Annotated in this window: 15 protein-coding genes; all 15 read left to right on the forward strand. The window is 50.5% G+C overall.

Going from position 1 to position 17156, the window contains the following annotated elements; translation table 11 throughout:
* Positions 1-28: 28 nt before the first annotated feature.
* The 15 genes from MKX98_RS09755 to MKX98_RS09825 all read left to right on the forward strand — a co-directional run bounded on the left by MKX98_RS09755 (position 29) and on the right by MKX98_RS09825 (position 17154).
* Entirely contained in the window at positions 29-1513 is a 1485-nt protein-coding gene (locus MKX98_RS09755) for a UDP-N-acetylmuramoyl-L-alanyl-D-glutamate--2,6-diaminopimelate ligase (RefSeq protein ID WP_220686037.1), read from the forward strand.
* The gene (murF, locus tag MKX98_RS09760) at positions 1513-2931 is read left to right on the forward strand and encodes a UDP-N-acetylmuramoyl-tripeptide--D-alanyl-D-alanine ligase (protein ID WP_339222800.1); all 1419 of its coding nucleotides are present in this window, start codon (positions 1513-1515) and stop codon (positions 2929-2931) included. Before MKX98_RS09755 ends, murF begins: the two co-directional genes overlap by 1 nt.
* A 4-nt stretch (positions 2932-2935) precedes the next feature.
* Entirely contained in the window at positions 2936-3901 is a 966-nt protein-coding gene (mraY, locus tag MKX98_RS09765) for a phospho-N-acetylmuramoyl-pentapeptide-transferase (protein WP_339222802.1), read from the forward strand.
* A gap of 3 nt (positions 3902-3904) precedes the next feature.
* Positions 3905-5338, forward strand: a complete 1434-nt coding sequence (gene murD / locus MKX98_RS09770; protein ID WP_339222803.1) for a UDP-N-acetylmuramoyl-L-alanine--D-glutamate ligase — start codon at positions 3905-3907, stop codon at positions 5336-5338.
* A gap of 49 nt (positions 5339-5387) precedes the next feature.
* Positions 5388-6485, forward strand: coding sequence for a stage V sporulation protein E (spoVE, locus tag MKX98_RS09775; protein WP_071222986.1), 1098 nt, complete (start codon positions 5388-5390; stop codon positions 6483-6485).
* A gap of 5 nt (positions 6486-6490) precedes the next feature.
* The gene (gene murG, locus MKX98_RS09780) at positions 6491-7600 is read left to right on the forward strand and encodes an undecaprenyldiphospho-muramoylpentapeptide beta-N-acetylglucosaminyltransferase (RefSeq protein ID WP_339222804.1); all 1110 of its coding nucleotides are present in this window, start codon (positions 6491-6493) and stop codon (positions 7598-7600) included.
* 158 nt (positions 7601-7758) lie between these two features.
* Positions 7759-8664 (forward strand): UDP-N-acetylmuramate dehydrogenase, encoded by a 906-nt coding sequence (gene murB / locus MKX98_RS09785; protein ID WP_071222988.1) that lies wholly within the window; start codon positions 7759-7761, stop codon positions 8662-8664.
* A 16-nt stretch (positions 8665-8680) separates the two neighbouring features.
* The gene (gene murA, locus MKX98_RS09790; RefSeq protein WP_071222989.1) at positions 8681-9964 is read left to right on the forward strand and encodes a UDP-N-acetylglucosamine 1-carboxyvinyltransferase; all 1284 of its coding nucleotides are present in this window, start codon (positions 8681-8683) and stop codon (positions 9962-9964) included.
* A 60-nt stretch (positions 9965-10024) separates the two neighbouring features.
* Complete coding sequence (locus MKX98_RS09795; protein ID WP_339222807.1) at positions 10025-10780, forward strand: FtsQ-type POTRA domain-containing protein; 756 nt, start codon at positions 10025-10027, stop codon at positions 10778-10780.
* Positions 10781-10995: 215 nt separating this feature from the next.
* Positions 10996-12279: a cell division protein FtsA gene (gene ftsA / locus MKX98_RS09800; RefSeq protein WP_194541670.1), complete on the forward strand. Its 1284-nt coding sequence runs from the start codon at positions 10996-10998 to the stop codon at positions 12277-12279.
* 57 nt (positions 12280-12336) lie between these two features.
* A complete protein-coding gene (gene ftsZ / locus MKX98_RS09805) occupies positions 12337-13467 on the forward strand; it encodes a cell division protein FtsZ (RefSeq protein WP_194541671.1) in 1131 nt (376 codons plus the stop codon).
* A 387-nt stretch (positions 13468-13854) separates the two neighbouring features.
* A complete protein-coding gene (gene spoIIGA, locus MKX98_RS09810; RefSeq protein ID WP_339224387.1) occupies positions 13855-14901 on the forward strand; it encodes a sigma-E processing peptidase SpoIIGA in 1047 nt (348 codons plus the stop codon).
* Between the two features lie 170 nt (positions 14902-15071).
* On the forward strand, positions 15072-15794 hold the full coding sequence (sigE, locus tag MKX98_RS09815) for an RNA polymerase sporulation sigma factor SigE (protein ID WP_071222992.1): 723 nt from the start codon (positions 15072-15074) through the stop codon (positions 15792-15794).
* A 77-nt stretch (positions 15795-15871) separates the two neighbouring features.
* Positions 15872-16654 (forward strand): RNA polymerase sporulation sigma factor SigG, encoded by a 783-nt coding sequence (sigG, locus tag MKX98_RS09820; protein ID WP_006209087.1) that lies wholly within the window; start codon positions 15872-15874, stop codon positions 16652-16654.
* A gap of 200 nt (positions 16655-16854) precedes the next feature.
* The gene (locus MKX98_RS09825; RefSeq protein ID WP_233354800.1) at positions 16855-17154 is read left to right on the forward strand and encodes a YlmC/YmxH family sporulation protein; all 300 of its coding nucleotides are present in this window, start codon (positions 16855-16857) and stop codon (positions 17152-17154) included.
* The last annotated feature ends 2 nt before the right edge of the window (positions 17155-17156 follow it).

Genomic DNA, 17156 nt, shown 5'->3' on the forward strand with positions numbered 1-17156 from the left:
ATGCAGATATATAGAGAGAGGGATAACAATGAAATTGAAGCAATTATCATCCGTATTGGCGGCTGCTGTTATCGAAGGATCCGGAGAAGTTGAAATCACGGGGATTGAAACAGACTCAAGACAAGTGAAAGCGGGGGATTTGTTCATTTGTCTGCCGGGCCATACGGTAGATGGACACCAGTTTGCTGCCCAGGCCGCTGACCAAGGCGCTGCGGCATTGGTTGTTGAGCGAAAGCTTGAGGTCGACCTTCCGCAAGTCATCGTGAGGGACAGCCGCTTTGCGATGGCGGGTTTGGCGAACGCCTTTTATAATCAGCCGAGCTCCCGCATGAAGATGATTGGCGTAACCGGAACGAACGGCAAGACTACGACAACGTATTTGATCGAGACGATCATGAATGATTACGGTTTGAAGACCGGATTGATCGGCACGATTCAGATGAAATACGATGGTCAGTCCTTCCCGATGCCAAGAACGACGCCAGAGGCGCTGGAGCTCCAGCGTTACTTGAACGATATGGCGAACGCAGGCACCGAGTGCTGCGTGATGGAGGTATCCTCGCATGCGCTCGAACAGGGGCGGGTAAAGGGAACGGACTTCCGAACGGCTATATTCACAAACCTGACGCAGGATCATCTGGACTACCATCATACGATGGAAGAATATCGCGGGGCAAAAGGGTTATTTTTCTCCCGGCTGGGCAACGCTTTTGCCAAGGATGAACCATCACGCAAATATGCCGTCCTGAATGCGGATGATGAGGCTTCGGCTTATTTTGCGAAGCAGACGGCGGCGGAAGTGATTACCTATGGTTTGGGAGAAGATGCGGATATACGGGCAAGCAACATCTCAATCACCGCTCAAGGCACCTCGTTCCATGTGGATACCTTCCGCGGCAGTGCGGATATTGCGATTCGAATGGTAGGGAAATTCAACGTGTATAATGCCATGGCCGCGATCGCTGCCGCGCTTCTTGAGGGAATCCCTCTCGAGGATATCAAGAACAGCCTGGAGTCCGTGCCCGGCGTTGACGGCCGCGTTGAGGTCGTGGATGAAGGTCAGCCGTACGCCGTGATCGTTGATTATGCGCACACGCCGGACGGACTCGAAAATGTACTGCGTACCGTTAATGAATTCGCTGAGGGCCGAGTGCTTACGGTATTCGGCTGCGGCGGCGACCGGGATCGGACCAAACGGCCGATCATGGGTAAAATTGCTGCGAAATATAGCGATGTTGTATTGGTGACTTCCGATAATCCCCGCACGGAAGATCCGGATTTGATCCTGAAGGATATCGAAGCCGGCTTGATTGAGGACGGGGTGTCAACAGAAAGCTACAAACTCATCGTTGATCGCCGGAAAGCGATTGAAAAGGCTATTGAAATGGCAAGCCCGGGCGATGTAGTATTGATTGCGGGGAAAGGTCATGAGACCTACCAGCTGATTGCGGGCGAAGTGCTAGATTTTGACGACCGCATCGTAGCCAAAGACGCGATAAGGGGCAGACAATAGTGATCCATAAATCATTAAAGAGCATCGCCGACATGTGCGGCGGGACGCTCTCACGTAACCAAGATGACAATATTATCATTCAAGGGGTCGGTACCGACTCCCGAACCATACAGCCGGGAAATTTGTTTGTTCCGATTGTTGGCGAGAAATTTGACGGGCATGCGTTCGCGGAGAGCGTGCTCGCCAGCGGAGCCGGCGCAGTGCTCTGGCAGAGAGATCATCAACCGATTCCCGATCTGCCGCTCATTCTCGTGGAGGATACGTTAACGGCGCTCCAGACGCTTGCGGCGGCCTATTTGTCCGAGAGCAGCGCCAAGGTGGTGGGCATAACCGGCAGCAACGGCAAAACCACCGTGAAGGACATGGTGTCCGCACTGCTTGAAACCACGTTTAACGTTCACAAGACGCAAGGCAATTACAACAATCATATCGGTCTTCCGTTAACCGTCCTCGCGATGAAGGAAGACACCGATATTATCGTGCTTGAGATGGGCATGAGCGGACGTCACGAGATTGAACTCCTTTCGAACATTGCTCATCCGGATATGACGGTGATTACCAACGTGGGGGAAGCGCATCTGCTTCAGCTCGGTTCGCGCGAAGAAATCGCCCGCGCCAAGCTTGAAATTATTAGCGGCATGAAGCCGGGCGGCTTGCTGATCTACCATGGGGACGAACCGTTGATCCGCCAGGTGCTTGCTGAAGAAACTACGGTGAAGCCAGAAGGGCTTCGAACATTTACGTTTGGCAATCAAGAAACCAATGACGATTATCCGACGGGACTTATGTTCCATGCAAGAGGAATCATCTTCACTTCGAACCGGCATGCGGGCGAAGGCTTTAGCTTGCCGCTTCTCGGGCGTCATAACGTAGTCAACGCGCTTGCGGCGATGGCTGTAGCAGCCCATTTGGGAATCGGCGATGAAGCTATTCGCAGCGGGTTTGCCAATCTAAAACTGTCGAGCATGCGGATCGAAGCCGTGGAGACTGCGTTCGGGGTCACCGTGCTGAACGATGCTTATAATTCGAGTCCTACCGCGGTCAAGGCGGCATTGGACGTGCTTGGTGATATGAAAGGCTACCACCGGCGAATTGCCGTTCTCGGGGACATGCTGGAACTTGGTCAGCGTGAAGAAGAATTCCATGCCGAGATTGGAGATTACTTATCTCCGGACAACACGGATCTTGTGTTCACCTTCGGCCCATTGTCTCTTCACACGGCTATGAAAGCGAAAGACCGCTTTCCTGAAGGAGCAGTGCTTCCGTTTACGGATAAAGAAAAACTGATCGAAGCCTTGCTGGAGCGGGTAACGGAGAAGGATATCGTATTGGTGAAAGCCTCGCGCGGCATGAGGCTGGAACACGTAGTTGACGCGTTAAAGGCGCTGCCTGGCGGCAACAACGGAGTGAGGGGGTGAGCTGATGGACTTTCAATTGCTGTTATTAACAATCGGTGTAGCGTTTGTGCTTGCGGTGATATCGGCTCCGCTGCTCATTCCGCTGCTGCGGCGGATGAAGTTCGGCCAGCAGGTTAGGAACGACGGTCCGCAGAGCCACTTGAAAAAAGCCGGAACGCCAACGATGGGCGGCGTTGTGATTCTGCTTGCTTTTACACTGACTTATATTAAATTTTCTCCTGTCGATACTGATTTCTATGTGATGATCGTAGCGACGCTCGGTTTCGGTTTGATCGGCTTTCTTGACGACTATATTAAGATCGTATTTCGCAGATCATTAGGACTCACGGCCAGGCAGAAGCTGTTTGGACAGCTTCTGTTTTCCGGCATTATGTGCTGGCTGTTGATCTCCAACGGCCATAGCACGGCGATAAGCGTTCCAGGAATGGATTGGTCCTTTGATTGGGGGCCGTGGTTCTATTATCCGTTTATCGTAGTCATGATGCTTGCGGTCACCAATGCGGTCAATTTTACCGATGGAGTGGACGGTCTGCTGTCCGGTGTCAGTGCGATTGCCTTTGGCGCTTATGCCATTGTGGCGATCCAGTCTACGTCGTTCGCGGCGGCATTCTGCGCAGCGGCGATGATCGGTGCGGTACTCGGTTTTCTGGTATTTAACGCTCACCCTGCTAAAGTGTTCATGGGAGATACAGGGTCTTTAGGAATCGGGGGCGCTATTGGCGCCATAGCGATCGTAACCAAGAGCGAGCTGCTGTTCCTCATTATTGGCGGGGTATTCGTCATAGAAATGTTATCCGTTGTGCTTCAGGTGGTTTCCTTCAAAACCAGAGGCAAGCGAATATTCAAAATGAGCCCGATCCATCACCATTATGAATTATCCGGGTGGTCGGAGTGGCGCGTCGTGTTTACATTTTGGGCCGTGGGACTGATACTTGCGGGACTCGGACTTTATATCAACAAGGGGTTGTAACATATGAAGCAGCTAGAAGATTATCGGGATAAGCATATCGTCGTACTGGGACTGGCCAAAAGCGGAGTACAGGTAGCTAAAGTGCTGCATCAAGCCGGAGCCTCCGTCATTGTGAACGACAGAAAGGAAAGAGAACAGTGTCCTGAAGCTTCGGAGCTCGAGGCTTTGGGTATTTCTGTTATTTGCGGTGGACATCCCGATGATCTTATTCATCCCGGTGTAACGCTTCTTGTCAAAAATCCCGGAATTCCGTATTCCGCCCCGCCTGTTCAAAAGGCGCTGGAGCTTAAGATTCCTGTCGTGACCGAAGTTGAAATCGCCTATCACCTGTGTGAAGCACCGATCATCGGCATCACAGGCTCGAATGGCAAAACAACGACGACAACCTGGGTAGGCAAGCTGCTGGAAAAAGCGGGTCTATCCCCGATTGTAGCCGGTAATATCGGCACGCCTCTATCCGAGGCTGCAGCAGAAGCAACTGAAAACAATTGGATGGTCGTTGAGCTGAGCAGTTTTCAGTTAAAAGGAACAGAGGAGTTCAGGCCGCGTATTGCCTGCCTTCTCAACATTGCGGAAACGCATCTTGATTACCATGGCGGGATGGATGATTATGTTGCATCCAAAGCCAAGCTGTTCGCCAACCAGACTGCAGATGATACCGCTGTGCTCAATTGGGATGATCCCGTGTGCAGAAACCTTGTTCCGTATATCAAGGCGCGCATCGTGCCTTTTTCGATGAGTGAGAGCCTTCGTGAAGGGGTTCACGTAATGCCGCCATATGTTGCCGGTACCCAGGACTCGGACGACGACGATCAGGGGCGTACGCTGATTTATACAGATGGCGAAGGGTTTACGCATGAGATCATCCGTGTGGAGAACATCGGACTGCCCGGAAGATTTAATGTAGGGAATGCATTGGCTGCCTGTGCGATCGCCATAGCGGCCGGCGTTGCCCCCGATAAGCTGGAAGAAGCTTTATCCAGCTTCCGCGGTGTTGAGCATCGCCTGGAATACGTTGCCGAGCTTCAGGGCGTATCCTATTACAATAACTCGAAGGCAACGAACTCCAAGGCGACGCACATGGCATTGACTTCGTTCAAGGAGCCTATCATATTAATCGCAGGCGGGCTTGACCGCGGGTCGGATTATGAGGAATTGATTCCTTCCTTGCAAGGACGGGTGAAAGCCGTCGTGCTTCTTGGCGAAACGAAGGAGAAAATCGCGAAGGCTGCTGCCAAAGCCGGATTAAAGGACATCTTCCTCGTCGATAATGGGAAGGACGCCGCCGCGACTTTGACCTCGGCTGTCCAGAAGGCTGCCGGGCTCGCACAGAGCGGGGATATTGTTCTACTATCTCCCGCATGTGCGAGCTGGGACATGTTTCCTTCCTTCGAGGATCGAGGACGCATTTTTAAAGAGGCGGTGCATAACCTTTAAGTAGGGGGGTGGATAAGCCCCTACTAAGGATGTACGAGGTGGCCTTTCCATGAACAAGAACCGCCAGGCGCCCGATCTGTGGCTGCTTATCTGTATTTTGGCCCTGCTGGCCATCGGAATCGTCATGGTATACAGCGCAGGATCCGTCCTCGCATTTCATGACTATGGCGATAAGTTTTATTTTGTGAAGCGTCAGCTGTTTTTTGCCTGTTTGGGGCTTGCTGCCATGTACTTCACATCGAGGACCGACTATCGGGTTTGGAAGAAATACAGCAAGCTTGCATTGCTGGTCTGCTTTTTTATGCTGATTATCGTACTTATTCCAGGGATCGGCGTTGTTCGCGGCGGAGCCAGAAGCTGGCTCGGCATCAGCTCGTTCGGAATTCAACCCTCCGAGTTTATGAAGCTGGGCATGATTCTGTTTCTATCACGCTGGCTCAGTAAGCAAGATTATGATATTACGTCTTTTACCAGGGGGCTTTTGCCGCCGCTTGGTTTAATCGGACTGGCATTCGGATTGATTATGCTGCAGCCTGATTTGGGTACGGGTGCCGTTATGCTTGGAGCTGCGATGATGATTGTTTTTACCGCAGGGGCACAGATGAAACATCTGGGCTTTCTCGCATTAGGCGGGGTTGCCGGTTTCATTGGCTTGATTCTGACAGCCCCCTACCGGCTGAAGCGGATAACCGGGTTTCTCGATCCATGGTCCGATCCGCTTGGCGCAGGCTATCAGATCATCCAATCCCTCTATGCCATAGGGCCGGGTGGACTCGGCGGGCTCGGGCTTGGCATGAGTCGCCAGAAGTACGCCTATGTACCTGAGCCGCAGACTGATTTTATTTTTTCGATCTTGGCCGAAGAGCTTGGATTCATTGGCGGTTTGATTGTACTGCTCTTGTTCGCTGCCTTGGTGTGGCGGGGCATGAGAGTGGCCATGACGGTATCCGACGGCTTTGGAAGTCTGCTGGCTGTTGGGATCGTGGGCATGGTCGCCATACAGGTCGTTATCAATATCGGTGTCGTTATCGGTTTAATGCCGGTGACAGGGATTACGCTGCCGCTCATCAGTTACGGAGGCAGCTCATTGACGCTGATGCTGACGGCGCTGGGCATTCTATTAAATATTTCCCGTTATGCGAGGTGAAGGGTATGCGTGTCGTATTGACCGGCGGCGGAACGGGGGGGCATATTTACCCCGCCGTTGCCATTGCAAGACAATGTGAGAAGGAAAATCCGAAAACGGAGTTTTTATATATCGGAGGTACGCGGGGTCTCGAAAGCAAGCTGGTGCCCCAGGAGAAGCTGCCGTTTGAGAGCATCGATATCACGGGGTTCCGGCGCAAGCTGTCGCTGGATAACGTGAAGACGATCATGCGTTTTTTCAAAGGCGTGAAGCGATCGAAGGCCCTGCTGAAGGAATTTAAACCCGATGTCGTGATCGGTACCGGAGGTTATGTGTGCGGTCCGGTGGTTTATGCAGCGGCCAAGCTCGGGATACCAACCATGATTCATGAGCAGAATGCGATTCCCGGCCTCACCAACCAGTTCCTCAGCCGCTATGCGGATACGGTGGCGGTCAGCTTTGAGGGATCGGAGTCTTCCTTTCCTAAAGCCAAAAGAACGGTATATACAGGAAATCCACGTGCGACAACGGTATTATCCGCCAATCGTGAACGTGGATTTGCTACGCTCGGCATTCCGGTGGACAGCCAGGTCGTACTGATCGTCGGCGGAAGCCGGGGTGCCAAGGCGATCAATAACGCGATGATCGGGATGGCGCCGTTCATACAGAAGCTGCCGGGTGTACATTTCGTGTTTGTTACGGGCGAAACTTATTTTGAGAACACGCGTGAATCCATTCTGTCCCAGCTCGGTACCATGCCGAATCAACTTCATATCGTGCCATACGTTCATAATATGCCGGAAGTGCTTGCGGCTACTTCGCTGATTGTAAACCGTGCGGGAGCTTCATTCCTGGCGGAGATTACATCGCTTGGCATTCCATCCGTACTTATCCCTTCACCTAACGTCACCAATAACCATCAGGAGGCAAATGCGAGGCAATTGGAGGAAGCGGGTGCGTCCAGCATGATTCTTGAAAAGGATTTGACGGCGGAATCGCTGTTCGCAAAGCTTGAGGAGATCATGACCAGTCGTACTTCCAGAGAGGCGATGTCCGCGGCTGCGAAAAAGCTCGGCAAACCGGATTCGGCATCCGTCATGGTTCAAGAAATCCGCCGGTTAACCGGCAAACGCTAAATCGGCTGGGCGATTGTCACACACCTATGGAGCCTGACATAAGATACTCTATAATCGTGACACACCCATGAGGCCGGCATTACTGACAGCGGCCATCTCTTCATCCAGTTGAAGGAATGGCCTTTTGGTTTTGAAAGTCAAGGGGAGGTTTATTTAAAATGCAGCAGTGGAAATCGCTACTATCAGAGGCCAATATCGGAACAGTGTTATGGAATGAACCGCTGGCAAAATATACGACGTGGAAAATAGGCGGACCAGCCGATTGCCTGATTATACCTGAGAACAAGGAACAGCTCAGGGAACTGGTCACCCTTCTCCATGCCCATCACATACCTTGGACACAATTGGGCCGCGGTTCAAACATGTTGGTTGCCGATAAAGGCATTCGGGGAGCGGTCATCAAGCTGGGCCAGGGATTTGAGGGGCTTCATTTTGACGGAGAGACGGTAACTGCAGGCGGCAGTCTGTCTTTTGTCAAGCTCAGTGTTCTGGCCGGAAAAGAAGGATTATCCGGTCTTGAATTTGCCGGAGGCATTCCTGGATCGGTCGGAGGGGCCGTCTATATGAATGCAGGTGCCCATGGGTCTGATGTGTCACGCATATTCAAGTCCGCTGACATTGTACTGGAGACAGGGGAATTGGTTACGTATGCTGCGAAAGATATGGCGTTTGATTACCGACACTCCATTCTGCATGAACGAAAAGGGATTGTGACTGAAGCGGTATTTGGGCTCCGTCAAGGAGACCGCAAAGAAATTTCAGCTGTTATGGCCTCCTACAAGGACCGTCGCCGGCGTACACAGCCGCTCCAATCCGCAACGGCAGGCAGTGTTTTTCGCAACCCGCCCGGTGACCATGCCGCGAGGTTGATCGAGGCTGCCGGTCTTAAGGGCCTGCGGATCGGGGGCGCAGAAGTTTCTTTACAGCATGCCAATTTCATTGAGAATACCGGTCAAGCGACAGCAGAGGACGTGCTCGCTTTGATGGAACGTATTAAGGAAACCATCTCGGAAAAGAACGGAATTCACATGGTGCCTGAGGTGTACGTTCTGGGCGAGCGGTAAACTCGGAGGTGATACATTGGACAAATTGGTGATTGAGGGTGGAAGGCCCCTATCTGGAACCATTCGTATCCATGGAGCAAAAAATGCAGCTTTACCTATTCTAGCAGCTAGTCTTCTGGCAGAAGGGACTGTAAGATTAAGCAATGTCCCGCACCTGCTGGATATTGAAGTGATGCTCAGCATTCTCAGCCGTCTTGGCTCCAAATGCAAGCATGAGCTGGAGACGGTTACCGTGGATACCTCGTCTGCCAATTCGTTTCATGTCCCGGAAGATTTAATGAAGCAGATGCGATCCTCCATCTTTTTGATGGGACCTCTGCTGGCCCGTTTTGGTGAAGTGACGATCTATCAGCCAGGGGGCTGCGCGATCGGAGAACGCAAGATCGACCTCCATCTTCAGGGATTGCAGGCGCTTGGTGCGGAAATCGAGGAGAGTAACGATAAGATCCATTGCAGGGCAAGCCGGCTGGTCGGAACGGATATTCATCTGGATTTTGCCAGCGTAGGGGCAACGGAGAATATCATGATGGCAGCAGCAACGGCGCTTGGCACAACGGTGCTCACCAATGCCGCCAGAGAGCCTGAAATTCAGGACCTTCAGCATTTCCTGAACAAGATGGGAGCGAACATTATCGGCGCAGGAACGGATACCATCACGATCCATGGCGTGGAGCGTCTGGAGCCTTGCGAGTACGAGATTATACCGGACCGGATCGTAGCCGGCACCGTCATGATCGCAGCAGCTGTCACCCGCGGTAGTGTAACGCTTACAAAGACCAATCCATCTCATTTAACTTCCCTTATACATGTGCTAAAGCGCGCCGGTGTTCAAACCAGTATATGCAATGATATAATAAACATAAGCTGTATGAGCCGTCCTAAAGCGGTGGAACGTATCGTGACTTCACCGTATCCTTCGTTCCCGACTGATTTGCAATCTCAGGTTATGGTCCTGCTGTCCTTGGCGGACGGATTTAGCGTGATGAAAGAGACGGTATTCGAAGGACGGTTCAAGCATGTGGAGGAACTCTCCCGTATGGGGGCGGACATTTCCACGGATCTGAACTACGCGTTTATACGCGGTGTTCAGAGAATTTATGGAGCTACGGTGGAGGCAACCGATCTTCGGGCTGGAGCGGCGCTCGTCATTGCCGGTTTGGCCGCGCAGGGAACGACCGTGGTGGAGCAAGTTCACCATATTGATCGCGGTTATGATCGTATTGAAAACATGTTCCAAGGTTTAGGCGCCCGGATCTATCGTCAATCTCCGGTGCCAAAACCGCTTGATTTAGCCAATTGAGGTCCTGGGCTTCCCCTCCGAACAAGGAGGGGATAACAGGTCTTTATGGAGAGAGTGGATATGTCCAAGACACATATGCCTGTCCTGAAGCAGGACAAGCCTAAACCGAAAACAGCCAAAAAAATCATATGGATACTTTTGCTGCTGTTCGTAGCCCTGCTGACGATTCTGTTTTTTCGGTCGTCAGTCAGCCAAGTTACCGAGATTCAATTTACAGGCAATACGTTTAATACCAATGAGCAGCTTATCAAGCAAAGCGGACTCCACATCGGAGACCAGTACTTTGGCGTTGAGCCGAAAGATGTGCAGGAACGGCTGATGAAGCTCGGAACGATTAAGTCGGCTGAAGTGGTCAAGAGCTTTCCGGGCGAAGTCAGCATCGTGGTAACGGAACATCCTACGGTGGCCTACGAGCTGTCCGACAGCGGGGAACTTCAAGCCATACTGGCAAGCGGTAACTCGGTTCCGGTTACAGCGAGCGGTATTGCCGTTGAGAAGCCTATTTTGACCAATTGGGATCCAGGCGACCCCAACAAGGCTGTGCTTAGCGAAGTGCTTGCGGAGATTTCGGGCAGCCTGACCTCCGATATCTCGGAAATCATGCCGTCACCGACGCTATCTTTTCCGGATCGGATCAAGATGTATACACGTTCCAAATTCGAAGTTATCACTTCGGTCTCCTTGCTCCGTGACAAAGTAGAATATCTGAATCAGGTTACCGAAATGGAGCGGCCGGGTGTGATTACGATGCTGGAAGCAGACTCTTACGTGCCGTTTGTAGAAGAAGTTGGAGAAGACGCGGAAGAAGGGCAATAACCCCCTACTCAGGGATTGGAATAAATGGTACAATTGAAAGTATTGACAACTTGTTTCGGCTCTTCTTTTTTGAATGACTTTTACGGCCTGTTATAGCAAATGTTGGCAGTAAAAAAAATGTTGAAAAAAGAGGGAAAGACCCACGAGTGTTGAATAAGTAGAAATGTATTCTTTATAATCAAAATTAATTTGCTAAAAACAGGAGGTGCCAGGGCTTGAGCAACAATGACATCATTGTTAGTTTGGACATCGGTACATCCAAAGTTCGTGCTATTATTGGGGAAGTTAATAATGGAACCTTTAATATTATTGGAGTTGGATCTGCCGACTCGGAGGGAATTCGCAAAGGTGCAATTGTAGATATCGACCAGACCGTACAATCCATTCGCAGCGCTGTTGATCATGCGGAGCGTATGGTCGGTATTCAAATATCCGAAGTATATGTCGGCATTTCTGGAAATCATATCGGACTTCAATCCAGCCATGGAGTTGTGGCAGTATCGAACGAGGATCGCGAAATTGGTGAAGAGGACATCGACCGCGTGCTGAAAGCAGCGGAAGTCGTGGCGCTTCCTCCGGATCGTGAAATTATCGATGTGGTTGCTAAACAGTTTGTAGTTGACGGTTTGGAAGGAATCTCTGATCCGCGAGGAATGATCGGCGTAAGACTAGAAGTTGAAGCGACGATTATTACTGGCGCCAAAACGGCAATACATAACCTGTTACGTTGTGTGGAGAAATCAGGTCTGAAAGTGAAGGATCTGGTGCTGATTCCGCTTGGTGCCGGACAGCTGGCCTTGTCCAAGGATGAGAAAACGATGGGTTCGGTGCTGGTTGACGTCGGGGCGGGCTCAACCACGTTGGCTGTGTTCGAAGGAGGCAGCATTGCCGCAACTTCGACGCTTCCGGTTGGTGGAGATTTCGTGACAAATGACATTGCTTATGGCCTGCGAACGCTGACGGATCAAGCAGAAAAGGTTAAACTGAAGTACGGATGCGCGCTGATCGAGAGTGCCGCACACGAAGTAACGTTTAAGGTAACAAGAATTGGAAGCAATGTGGACAAGGAGTTCACTCAGGAAGATCTGGCAGCTATCATAGAACCTCGCGTTCAGGAAATTTTCCAATTGGTGCGCCAAGAAATTAAGCGCTTGGGTTACAGCGAGCTTCCTGGTGGTTATATACTTACTGGGGGCACTATGTCCATGCCTGGTGTGCTGCAGGTGGCACAAAATGAGCTGGCGACTTCCGTACGGATTGCGGTTCCTGATTTCATCGGTGTTCGTGATCCGGGATACTGCAGCGGAGTCGGCATCCTCCATAATGCAATCCGGAACGTACGTGTACGCAATACAGGAGGAAGCAACAACAGCAGCGGAAATAGCAAGAAACCGGTGAACCGCGCTAAGCAGCAAAGTCCTGTCGCAGCAACTCAGGAGACCAGCCAGAAGCCGGGATTTATTGAACGCTTGAAAAAGATGTTCAGCGAGTTTATATAGCGGATTCATTCGACTGTGGACGTGCCATCCACGCACATTGAGGGGGAGATGGATTAGATGTTGGAATTTGATTTTGAAATGGAGAGCTTAGCTCAAATAAAAGTAATCGGAGTAGGTGGCGGCGGCAGCAACGCCGTTAACCGAATGATTGAGAATGGTGTGCAGGGTGTTGAATTCATTACGGTCAATACGGATGCTCAGGCACTCCACCTTGCCAAATCCGAACATAAACTGCAAATCGGGGACAAGCTCACTCGCGGACTTGGTGCCGGCGCCAATCCTGACGTAGGCAAGAAGGCTGCGGAAGAATCCCGCGATTTGATCATGAACACCCTGAAGGGTGCCGATATGGTATTCGTTACGGCCGGTATGGGTGGCGGAACCGGAACGGGTGCTGCTCCTGTCATTGCTGAAATTGCTAAGGAGTGCGGAGCATTAACGGTTGGGGTTGTCACTCGTCCGTTTACGTTCGAAGGACGCAAGCGTGCTTCCCAAGCGGAGCTTGGCATTGAAGCATTGAAAGAGAAAGTGGACACACTCATCGTCATTCCGAATGATCGCTTGCTGGAGATCGTGGATAAGAAGACACCGATGCTGGAAGCGTTCCGAGAAGCTGATAACGTATTGCGTCAGGCCGTTCAGGGCATTTCTGATCTGATCCAAGTGCCGGGTCTGATCAACCTTGACTTTGCCGACGTGAAAACGATCATGACAGAACGCGGCTCGGCTCTGATGGGTATCGGACTGGCTACGGGTGAGAATCGAGCCTCCGAGGCTGCCCGCAAGGCGATCATGAGCCCGCTGCTTGAAACCTCTATCGAAGGTGCTCGCGGTGTGATCATGAATATTACGGGAGGGACCAATCTTTCCTTGTATGAAGTGAATGAAGCGGCCGAGATTGTAACATCTGCTTCTGATCCGGAAGTGAACATGATCTTCGGTGCGATCATTGAGGAAAGCATGAAGGATGAAATCAAAGTAACGGTTATCGCTACCGGCTTTGAGAGCAAGCCTGCTCAAATCCCGCCGGTACGTCGTCCTGGAATGCCACAAGGGGAACAACAGCAACAACAGCAGCCGGAAACGGACAAGAGTAATGTAAATCTGAAGCCGTTTGGCAATCAGAGCAGCAATGATCAGCTTGATATTCCTACTTTCCTTCGCAATCGTTCCCGCAATAATGATTAATAACGGTAAGCCTGTGCTTCGTCATCATGATGAAGACAGGCTTATTTTTATATCCACGCCTCGTCATCTTCCTTTTATTTCATTTACAAAGCCAACAGCTGATGCTGTCACACTTTCACGAATGAAAGTCCAATCAGCAATTACTGTGGAAATTAAGGATATTCCCCGAGCTTTCCTGCCAAGATAGAGATCGCCGATAACGCCAAGAGGCTGCTCCTGGTACAGGTCTCTAAAAACTGCCCTTCATCGACAAAAAAAGTCTGTAATCCGCCCACAGGTTTAGACAGACTTTGAATTCTATTCTTCTTATACTAGTAACATCTCCCGTTGCCCAGAAAACAACAGAAGGATAACCCAAGTGATTCTTCGACTAGGCAGGTGAACAACCTGGTTGTTTATATTGATCTCATATTTTTGGCAAACCTCGTCATTGACGGCATGTTGCTGGCTTTGACCGCCTGGATGCGCAGGGTCAAGCCAAGGTGGTGGAGACTTGTATTATCCTCTGTGGTAGGCGCACTGTATGTCGTCATGATGTTTGTCCCGCAACTTTCATTTTTGTTTACTTTTCTCATCAAATTTGGACTCTCCTTGATCATGTTATGGATTGCTTTCGGCTTTGCAAGCTTACAGAGTTATCTGCGATATTTGGGAGCATTTTATATGGTGAATTTTGCGGCGGCCGGAGGCATTATCGGTGTTCATTACCTGGTCCAAAATTCGGGAGAACTGTTTAGCGGGATATGGTATACAACATCGGGAGGGCTATCGTTTGAATTGAAGGTAGGATTCTGGTTTGCGTGCATTACCTTTTTTGTAGTTGTATTCGCATTTAAAGCCGTTCAGACCACGAAACGTAAAACCGAGAACCGGGAGGCCTTATTGGGAGAAGTGTCGGTATGGATCGGCAGCGCCAAAATATCCTGTGCGGGGCTGCTCGATACAGGTAATCAATTGAGTGATCCCTTAACTCGCACGCCGGTTATGGTGATGGAAGCAGCACTGTGGGAAGCCCACCTGCCTCAGGGATGGAGCAAACAGTTGATGGAGGGGGAACCGGACAAATTAATCATGGGGCTCGCGGCAGAGGAATTTGAATGGCAAGACCGTCTGCGGCTTGTTCCCTATCGCGGAGTCAACCGGGGGGCCGCCTTCATGCTTGCGTTAAAGCCCGACATGGTACGGATCGAACTGGGGGGATTTGAATATTCGGCATCCAAGGTGTTAATTGGTCTTGATGGCGGGACGCTCTCAGGTGACAGGGCATACAGGGCCATTATCCATCCGGCATTAACGGAAGGAGAAGGTACGCCGAAGATGAATGCCAATTCAAACAAGCCGGTGTCCGATGGAAGCTGCAAATCCGAGGTGGACGCTTCATCGCTCAATGGGGGGACCGGACCGGAATCAAGTGCAGCCAAGAACGCAGGATGATAACCATGAAGCCATTTTCATAGTGTTAGAGTTTGCCATTAATACGGCGGACTCATGAATAAGTCTTTGAAAACCTTTATGACATTTCCAGAGCATGCCGGACTAGAAGAATTGAAATCACGTTTATGAAGCCAGTTATCCCTACGGGAAAACGTTTAGGAGGATAAGAGATGCCCGTTAAATGGAGATTAGCATTGCAGCTGCAGTATTATCGCGTACTTTTTTTGCTAGGCCTGAAGAGTCAGGAAATCTACTATATCGGAGGAAGCGAGGCGCTCCCGCCGCCGCTTACGAAAGAGGAAGAGGAGTTCTTGCTCAAGAAGCTGCCTACCGGGGATGCAGCCACCCGTGCCATGCTTATCGAACGTAACCTGCGTCTGGTCGTTTACATTGCCCGCAAATTCGAGAACACCGGCATTAACATCGAGGATTTGGTATCGATTGGTGCCATCGGTTTGATTAAGGCGGTGAATACGTTTGACCCGGAGAAAAAAATCAAGCTGGCTACATACGCCTCGCGCTGTATTGAGAACGAAATTTTGATGTATTTGCGCCGGAATAACAAAACCCGCAGCGAGGTTTCTTTTGACGAACCGCTGAATATCGATTGGGACGGCAATGAATTGCTCTTGTCCGACGTTTTGGGTACTGAGAATGACACCATCTACCGTAATATCGAGGAGCAGGTCGACCGGAAGCTGCTGCAAAAAGCGCTGGATAAATTAAGCGACCGGGAACGCATGATTATGGAGCTTCGTTTTGGACTTCAGGACGGTGAGGAAAAGACGCAAAAAGACGTGGCAGATCTGCTTGGAATCTCACAATCCTACATTTCCCGATTGGAGAAGAGAATAATAAAGAGGCTCCGCAAAGAATTCAACAAGATGGTGTAACTGGAAATCGTAAGGAATAAAATAGCCCCCCTCGGAGATAATGTACAGTAATGTTTCTCCTTGGGAGGTTAGTCATCATGACGCGAAACAAAGTTGAAATTTGTGGTGTGGATACGTCAAAACTGCCTGTTCTGACGAATGTGGAAATGAGGGAACTGTTTCATAATCTGCAGCAGAACAATGAACGATCGGCTCGAGAAAAACTGGTGAACGGCAACCTGAGACTGGTGCTCAGCGTCATCCAAAGGTTTAACAATCGGGGAGAGTTTGTTGATGATCTGTTTCAGGTGGGCTGCATCGGATTGATGAAAGCCATCGACAATTTTGATTTATCGCAAAATGTTAAATTTTCCACTTATGCCGTACCGATGATTATCGGAGAAATACGTCGATATTTAAGGGACAATAACCCGATTCGCGTCTCCCGATCACTGCGTGATATTGCTTACAAAGCACTTCAAGTCAGGGATCAGCTGACAAATGCGAACTCGCGTGAACCGACGATTTTTGAAATTTCCGAAGCGCTGAACGTGCCCAAGGAAGACGTTGTTTTTGCACTAGATGCTATTCAAGATCCCGTTTCGCTGTTTGAGCCGATTTATCATGACGGTGGCGATCCGATTTATGTGATGGATCAAATCAGTGATGATAAGAACAAAGATGTGTCCTGGATTGAGGAAATTGCGCTCCGGGAAGCGATGCACAAGCTCGGACAACGCGAGAAAATGATTTTATCCATGCGGTTTTATGAAGGCAAGACCCAGATGGAGGTTGCGGATGAAATCGGCATCTCCCAAGCTCAAGTGTCCCGCCTGGAGAAGTCAGCGATCAAGCAGATGCAGAAGCACGTCAAAACGTAAGAAGACCAGCAATCAAACGAACAGATAACGATCCCGTTTATGGGATCGTTTTTTTAATTTTAGATAAGCTATTTTATCTAAGCGGCTCATATATTGAACAGAGGGATATGGATTGAAGATGGACGGACGGACGGCTGACCTTCAAATACATCTAAGGTGTGATGCTCATGATACCTGATAATCAAATGGTGGGGAAAAAGATGAAAATTTCCGATTTTCAAACGAAGGATGTTATTAATATCATTGATGGCAAACGGCTCGGACAGATCAGCGATCTGGAGCTGGACTTGCGGCAGGGCCGGATCGAAGCGATTGTGGTGCCAAGTTACGGTAAATTTATGGGGCTGTTCGGCGGCGGGAGCGACCTGATCATTCCGTGGCGGAATATCGTCAAGATTGGTTCGGATGTCGTCCTTGTCAAAATGGAGGAATTGCGAAGAACGCCCGATGATCAGGAATCGGTGGAATACCTGGACCGGCCGGACCGGCGATCCTTCTAAAC

Origin of the sequence: Paenibacillus sp. FSL W7-1332 (assembly GCF_037969785.1) — a bacterium.
GTDB lineage: Bacteria > Bacillota > Bacilli > Paenibacillales > Paenibacillaceae > Paenibacillus_AQ.